Here is a 7,293-nt window from a genome sequence, read left to right as displayed (position 1 = left end):
TTCGGGTAGGCAATGCGGCTGTACCGGGCACTCATATTATGTCAATTCGTATATCAGGTGGGAGATAAAGGTTGTTAAGGCATAGCCTTAGCTCCGTATCGGAGCATGATGCGGATTGGATATGTGTGGCTTTTCCTACCCGTCTCTTGCCTGTCTGTAAGCCTGTGAGCAGACTGACAAGTGCCGGATAGGGTAGGAATACAGCCGATACCTTAATGGGGTGGTGGGAGTAAGAGAACTGCATATATGCAAGAAAGACCTACAAGGTTTCCCTTACCTTGTGTATCGCACCATGCCAACATACGGAGCATATCAGCATAGCCGTTATGCCCCAGGATGCCGGCACGGTGCGCAATGGGTGAGTAATAAGTGATGTGTATGGTCGAAAACAGAGTCTTGGACTATACAACAGAACGGATGTCCGCTGCCTCTGCCAGAAGCGTCTATACCAATAGACACCAGATGGCAAAGGCAACCCGGACATACCTTAATATGGCGGTGGGAGTAAGAGAACTGCGTGTACGCAAGATAAATCCTCGAAAGGGCGTAAAAAAAGGTGGCCGAAGCCACACTTTTCTTTTCTATTAGGATACTGTCTTCTTCGTCCTTTTCGGTTTCTTCTCCGATGGAGCCGGTTTCGCCTCTTCCTCCTTCTCGGGGGTCGGATAAAACTCGACGGCTGACATGACTATACAGTTGCGCTTCTGACCGGTCGCACTGTCAGTCCACTCTTCCGGTTTGAAATATCCCTTCACTGTGAGATGTTCACCCTTCTTTATCCGGTCAAACGAATCGGCGGCCTCGTTCTTGCGCCAGGCTTCGACAGCGAGGAAGGCTGATGTATAGGTGGTCACTTCACCTTTCTTTTCTGACCTGCTGACAGCTATCGAGAAGCGTGCTACGCTTGCTGTCTCAAAGTTACGAACCTGTGCTTCATTAGCAACGAAACCTGATACCACGAATGAGTTTTCAATCTTTTTCATAATGCATGAATTTTAGAAGTTAATTAATCATTTTTACGGTGCTTCAATAAGGAACAGACTCTGTGGTAACCATGAAAAAATGTACGAATACTCTTTTTATGAACAACAGAAAAAGGAAGATTCTGAGTTAATAGGCTAAGCCGGTATTTGCGAATCGTCCACCGACACTTTCGGGAAAAAGTGGATGCTGTTCCATAAATTTGCACAAGGAAATATGATTTGACTTCTCCGGAAATTCATCTGAAAAAGTATCTCATCCGTACAGGTTCCGTGATGAAGCAACTGCCGGTTTGGAATTTGCAGCAAGCGTGCTTCGATGTCCATGCTGCCCGGGGTCAGTGTAGGTGAAGGGGCATACATCAGCCGGCTGTTGAAGCTGGGGGAAGGAGGCTGCCGTCAACGGAAAAAGAAGGAAGGGTGTATCCTAATAAAAGAAGGGATATTGCCGGAAGGACGGCTGTGAAACCGGAGCGGTAACCGACCTATGTCAGCCGCCAGATACGACACTGGAGGAAGAGGGAAAAAGGTCTGTGCTACACACACCGAAAAATGGAAGAAGACAACAAAAGACGGAAAGGCTTCAGCCACATAAAAAGACGCACTTTCGAGACTCCGCTTTCTCCTGGTGCCTGAAGGCACCGGGTCATTTCCAGGGTGGGTTAAAACCGAGCTGCTGCAAATTGCCAAACTGCATATCTCACCAGATGATCTTGAGTATGTAATGTGAGGTGCTGAATTTGAAAGCCGGAAGTTTTATTCCTTTAGACAAGTGTAGTCCCAAAGAAGGAAACAGGCGGATTACAGCTTAATCCTTAGATAGGGTGGGGAGGAAATATTTTACACTCACTTACAACGGATTACAGTTATTATGTAATTACGTAAGAAAGTAATTACGTTACAATGTAACATTATTACTTTTAAACCATATCTAAGATTCAATTCTCACCTTATGCGCACATACGTTTTGCAATAAGAGGCATGTCCTTATTCTTCACCCTCAGAATTTCATCATGGAACTCAGAAACCTTATTATACCGCCCTCTGTTCTGAACCACATTCATGGTCTCCAGTGGAACCTCGATTGTTTCTGTTTCCACTCCGTCCACCACAGCCGAGAAGATAAGTGAATTATCATCATTGAAATATTCAATGGAAGTATGAGATGAAAGTTGGACAATTCGCCATACCTAATCTGAGTAAAAGTTGCTATCGCGGTGCCGGAAGATACCCACAGACTCCAGTTATGCATATCCCCTAAACCTTTCATAAGGGCATAAGGGCACAATGAGCCAAGGCTTATTTATAATTGGCTGATTCACCGACAAGCTTCACACCTTCTTCTGTATAGTCAAAGAGATGAATGCTGGCATAGACATCATCTCCGTCTGTCAAACACAAGTAAACTTTCCACGCTTTTGCTTCGGCGACTTCGTCCGATGCCTTCCCCTTCTCGTCGAGGAAACCATCATTCACCAATATGGGATATAATTCTTTGTGGAATAGCCTCGTCATGCTCTTTTTGCAAGGATATTCGCCATAGTCAATTTCGTCATCAGATGTGACAAGCGACAAAGACACTTCCACAAAGTCCTTTGTTACCTTTGGTGTGATATTTTTCAATTCTGACACATAATCATAGTGGCAGATATAGTCCAAGGCTTCTTCAAATCTATCTTTCGTCATATATACTCCCTATATTACTTGTTCATTAATGAATGAAACAAAAGTAGGCATTTTTTATCTGTTTATATGGGAACAAGATGCGATTAACAAAAATTTCATAGAAGCCGACTAAAAGTGGGACTGTCATGAAAAAGGCTATTAACACAAATTATCCTGTAAAATTTGCAAACCGACCTTTCACGACCTTATATTTGCAACCGAAACATCAAGAGTCGTTTAAGTACGCACCAACCGAGTTCCGATATTGTAACCACGGTGGTAAGACGATGTGGATTTGTCTAATAATCAAAATATAAACAATATGGATGATTTTACAATCACGGGGGAAAACCGCCCCGAATTCTCTTTTTACCAATCACTTTTTAAATATTTTGTGTTGGGACATATGGAAACGTACGATGCCAGCAAGCTGGACTGTTGGGCTTTCCATAAGTCTACAGACGAGAGGGATGACATGCCTCTTCGCATGGGAAACCTTTGTGGAGGTTATCCGTTCTCTTTTTACAGACATATTTCTCTACTTATGATTAAATAAGGCAATCCGCAACAACGCTTGGTAAAAAATGGGAAAGCTTGAAATTACAAAGAATGACTTGAAAAAACGTTTTGCGGAATACAACGATTTGTATTTTCAGAACAAGCTGGCGGCGTTCTACAACGAGATAACCGACTACCGCACGGCGGAGGACGTGGGCGTGGACCGTCCGAAGAAGAACGAGATACTGCACCACATACCGCCCACGCCCGACCAGGAGGTGTTTATCGAAAAGCTGATGCAGTTCGCCAAGTCGGGCGACGCGACCATTCTGGGCAGACCGCCACTGTCTGAAACGGAGGAAAAGGCGAAGATGCTCATCGCCACGGACTACGCAAGGAAGATGGCACTGGACATGCGCATGATTGACCCGGATTACGAGGACCACCCCGACAACAAGGCGAGCCATTGCGCCAAGATGATAGCGGAGTATTACCGCAAGTATGACGCGCACAAGGGGACGCAGTTCGTCTTTTCGGATTTGGGCACGTACCAGCCCGGTGGCGGCTGGAGCGTCTATACCGAAATCAAGCGCAAATTAGTAGAGGACTACGGCATACCCGCCCATGAAATCCGCTTCATTCAGGAGTGCAAGAACGAGAAGGCGCGGAAAGCGGTGATAGAGGCGATGAACGAGGGTCGTGTACGTGTGCTGTTCGGCTCTACCAGTATGCTCGGCACGGGCGTGAACGCCCAGCGAAGGGCTGTAGCCATCCATCATTTAGATTGTCCCTGGCGTCCGTCCGACCTGCAACAGCGTGACGGCCGGGCGGTCAGAAAGGGCAACGAGATTGCCAAGCTCTATGCGGACAACAAGGTGGATGTCATCATCTATGCGGTGGAGAAGTCGCTGGACTCGTACAAGTTCAACCTGCTGCATTGCAAGCAGACGTTCATCAGTCAGCTGAAAAGCGGCGCGTTGGGCGCACGAACCATCGACGAGGGGGCGATGGACGAGAAGTCGGGCATGAATTTCTCGGAGTATATGGCGATACTGTCCGGCAACACGGATTTGCTTGACAAGGCGAAGCTCGAAAAAAAGATAGCCTCATTAGAGGGCGAACGCAAGTCGTTCAACAGGGGAAAGCGCGATTCGGAATGGAAATTGGAGGGCAAGACAAAGGAGCTGAATGACAACAAAACCGTCATCGCCGCCATGACGGAAGACTGGGAGAAGTTCACCGCTGCCGCCAAGACCGGAAAGGACGACAACCGGCTCAACCCGATACGGATTTACGGGGTGGTTTCCGCTGATGAGAAAGCCATCGGCAGGAAGTTGCAGGAGATAGCCAAGAATGCCACGACTGGCGGGCAGTACCTGCAAATCGGCGAGCTGTACGGCTTCCCCATCAAAGTAGTCAGCGAGCGGATGATTTGCGACGGGCGCGAGACCATCGACAACCGTTTTGTCATCGAGGGGCATTATAAGTACAAGTACAACAACGGCCATCTGGCGATGGCAGACACCCACGCTGCCGCAGTGAACTTCCTCAATGCGTTGGAGCGCATCCCCGCCATCATCAAGCAGTACGAGGAAAAGAACCAAGTGCTGGAACGCGAGATACCGCAGTTGCAGGAGATAGCGGGCAAGACATGGAAAAAGGAGGACGAATTGAAGCAGTTGAAGTCCGAGCTTGCCGCCCTCGACCGCAAAATACAGCTGGAACTGGCACCCAAGCATGAGGAAACGCCAAGTCAGGGGCAGGAACAAGGCGGTCAGGCGGTGCCGAAAGCGGAGAACGTGCCGAAGCCGGACGATGCAGCCCGTGACTATATCCGTGACCATATTATAATAGGCAGGCCGGATATTCCCGGACACAAGGAATACCGGGGCGTGAAAATGTGATGGGAGGACGGCAAGGACGGTGATATACCGGGCCCGCCGTCCGCTTTTTTTTCGCCATTGTAACCCCGTTGTCATATCAAACCGTTACCTTTGGCAAATTAAACCGGAAGAGGAATATGAACAAGCGCAAGTTTTTCCGTGCGGCTTTGGGCTACTGCCTTCTTTTGCCGCTGGCATCCTGTTCGGAGGACGAGGAAATAATCGTACCGCCCGACCCTGTGTCCTATACCACGCTGGTGTATATGGCCGCCGACAACTCGATGGACTCTGAAGTGGACTATACCATCTCGCAGCTTAGGCAGGGCGCACAGCGCAGTGCGGGCACGGCGGTGGTCTATGTGGACAGGGAAGGTGAAACGCCGCGCCTGTTCAGTATCACGCAGCAAGGCGGGGAAGTCCCGCGAAGTCGTATGCGGAGGAGAACTCCGCCAATCCGGAAACGCTGGCGCGGGTGATAAGCGAGGCCAAGGAGCTTGTTCCGTCCGACCGTTTCGGACTGGTGCTTTGGTCGCATTCGATAGGTTGGCTGCCAGGTGGTTACGATTCCGATCTTGTGCCGCAAGGCACGAGGGGGAATGCGGTTGACGGATTCCCGCGCACACGCTACATCGGCATCGACAACCATCCAGGGAATGACTCCTCGTCCGGCGTGATGGAAATCGATGCATTGGCGGATGCCCTCCCCGATGATGTGGCGGAATATATCTGGTTTGATGTATGCCTGATGGGGTGTATAGAAGGGCTGTATGAAATGCGCAACAAGGCGGACTATCTGATAGCTTCACCCACCGAGGTACTTGCGGAAGCCGACTATGACGCTTCGGGCATCCCTTATGCGAAGGTGCTTCCGTACCTGTTTGGCGGCGTGGAGGATTTGGAACAGGCCTGCGTCGCCTATTACGGCCACTACAACAGTATGGGGCACGACATACTGCGCTCGGCCACAATCGCACTGGTGGATGCCGCCGAACTTGGCGGACTTTTCACTGCCACCCGGAACGTCCTGCAAGGTAGGTTGCACGACATGGAGGCTCTGGACACGTCTGTCTTGCAGGCGTACCACACGGACAACGTGCCCAACGTGTTTTTCGACATGGGCGATATAGTCCACACCGTTGTGGAAGGGCGGACGGACGAGTTCGACGCGCAGTTGCGCCGCACCGTCGTTTACAAGGCGGCCACGCCGCAGTTCATCAACAAGTTATCCATCAGTCAGGAACATTTCAGCGGACTGAGCATGTACATGCCTTTAAGCAGGTGGAAAGGAAACTGCGAATACAGTTACTATTTCAATAATTTGGAATGGTCAGGGATTTATGAATGACGGAACTGGACATGATAATCAAAGCGGCATGTTCTGGATGACTGACACACGAAAGGATGGCGGACACATATCCGGCCTCACACAGTTTCAGACGTACTTCCTTTGTCATCACGCACACTTTTTTCCTGACGGTGGCTTCCGTAAATCCGTACATGTCAGCCACCTCTTTGGCTGTATATCCATTCTTCATACTGACGAAGACCTTTTTGTCCAGTTCACCGAACCTTTCAAGCACTTCATCGGTAATCGTATGGATGGCTTCCACATCCAGTTTGGAGAATACCGTCGGGTTATTATCCGCGATGTTCACCACCATGCGCCATATTTCCTCGTCGTCCAACGACACAATGTTATGGCAACTCTCCACCATCCGGTAGAAATCCAATATGCGTTTGGCTATGACGGCATAAAGCAAACCTTTTATTGTATGCCGTTTTTCGTCATGGTTCCCGATGATTTTCCCCGCATTGTCCCATACGTACATCCACAGGTTTTGTGACAGTTCGGATGCGGCCTCCTTACTGCCCGTCCGCGAATAGAATAGCCCGAAAGCCCACTTCGCATACTTGCCGTAAAGACGTGTGAATGCTGCCGTATCCATGTTTTCCGCAATGGCAGAAAGCAGTTGGAAATCATCTTCTTCCTTATCTTGTCCTAAAGCCGAAACATCCATAATATTTATATTTTTGGACGATGCAAAATTAGCCATACAGTGTGACACTCGTGTTACGTGCCAGTAACATTTATAATAAAAGGTAAAATTCATAGGGAAAGACCTAAAAAGTATCGCATTAAGCCTTTTCAACGCAAAATCGGGTAACACTCGCCCCGTCCGCTACGAATTACATATAGGAAGCAATCCTTTAATGATATAAGAAGTTGATATTTCATTAAACGACCCTTTTACAATTATGCGTTACAA

The 7,293-nt window shown here is 48.7% G+C and carries 7 protein-coding genes, 1 pseudogene and 1 riboswitch; of the genes and pseudogenes, 5 read left to right on the top strand and 3 right to left on the bottom strand.

Annotated elements, in window-relative coordinates; all coding sequences use genetic code 11:
• Positions 1–584: 584 nt before the first annotated feature.
• The gene (locus B5F25_RS20160) at positions 585–983 is read right to left on the bottom strand and encodes a single-stranded DNA-binding protein (RefSeq protein WP_087251657.1); all 399 of its coding nucleotides are present in this window, start codon (positions 981–983) and stop codon (positions 585–587) included.
• A gap of 316 nt (positions 984–1,299) precedes the next feature.
• On the opposite strand from B5F25_RS20160, the gene B5F25_RS22035 reads away from it, so the two are divergent.
• Positions 1,300–1,446, top strand: a complete 147-nt coding sequence (locus B5F25_RS22035; RefSeq protein WP_162608538.1) for a hypothetical protein — start codon at positions 1,300–1,302, stop codon at positions 1,444–1,446.
• Positions 1,447–2,279: 833 nt separating this feature from the next.
• Here B5F25_RS22035 and B5F25_RS20155 read toward each other — a convergent pair.
• Positions 2,280–2,666 carry a hypothetical protein gene (locus tag B5F25_RS20155; protein ID WP_087251656.1) on the bottom strand — a complete coding sequence of 129 codons (387 nt, stop codon included), beginning with the start codon at positions 2,664–2,666 and terminating at the stop codon, positions 2,280–2,282.
• A 197-nt stretch (positions 2,667–2,863) separates the two neighbouring features.
• Positions 2,864–2,969: riboswitch (SAM-I-IV-variant riboswitch) on the top strand.
• On the opposite strand from B5F25_RS20155, the gene B5F25_RS20150 reads away from it, so the two are divergent.
• The 4 genes and pseudogenes from B5F25_RS20150 to B5F25_RS20140 all read left to right on the top strand — a co-directional run bounded on the left by B5F25_RS20150 (position 2,968) and on the right by B5F25_RS20140 (position 6,371).
• On the top strand, positions 2,968–3,201 hold the full coding sequence (locus tag B5F25_RS20150; RefSeq protein ID WP_072531315.1) for a hypothetical protein: 234 nt from the start codon (positions 2,968–2,970) through the stop codon (positions 3,199–3,201). (Overlaps the previous riboswitch by 2 nt.)
• Before the next feature lie 103 nt (positions 3,202–3,304).
• Positions 3,305–5,047: pseudogene (locus tag B5F25_RS20145) on the top strand (helicase-related protein); the annotation flags it as partial.
• A 68-nt stretch (positions 5,048–5,115) separates the two neighbouring features.
• Positions 5,116–5,502: a hypothetical protein gene (locus B5F25_RS22580; RefSeq protein ID WP_241148456.1), complete on the top strand. Its 387-nt coding sequence runs from the start codon at positions 5,116–5,118 to the stop codon at positions 5,500–5,502.
• Positions 5,499–6,371, top strand: a complete 873-nt coding sequence (locus B5F25_RS20140) for a clostripain-related cysteine peptidase (RefSeq protein WP_241148455.1) — start codon at positions 5,499–5,501, stop codon at positions 6,369–6,371. The genes B5F25_RS22580 and B5F25_RS20140 overlap by 4 nt, the downstream gene beginning before the upstream one ends.
• Here B5F25_RS20140 and B5F25_RS20135 read toward each other — a convergent pair.
• Positions 6,337–7,044, bottom strand: a complete 708-nt coding sequence (locus B5F25_RS20135; RefSeq protein ID WP_087251655.1) for a sigma-70 family RNA polymerase sigma factor — start codon at positions 7,042–7,044, stop codon at positions 6,337–6,339. The genes B5F25_RS20140 and B5F25_RS20135 overlap by 35 nt on opposite strands.
• Positions 7,045–7,293 lie beyond the last annotated feature (249 nt).

It is taken from the genome of Bacteroides sp. An19 (assembly GCF_002160215.1).
GTDB lineage: Bacteria > Bacteroidota > Bacteroidia > Bacteroidales > Bacteroidaceae > Phocaeicola > Phocaeicola intestinalis.
The sequence above is the reverse complement of the archived record's forward strand: the minus strand, read 5'-3'. Positions and strand labels throughout refer to the sequence as shown.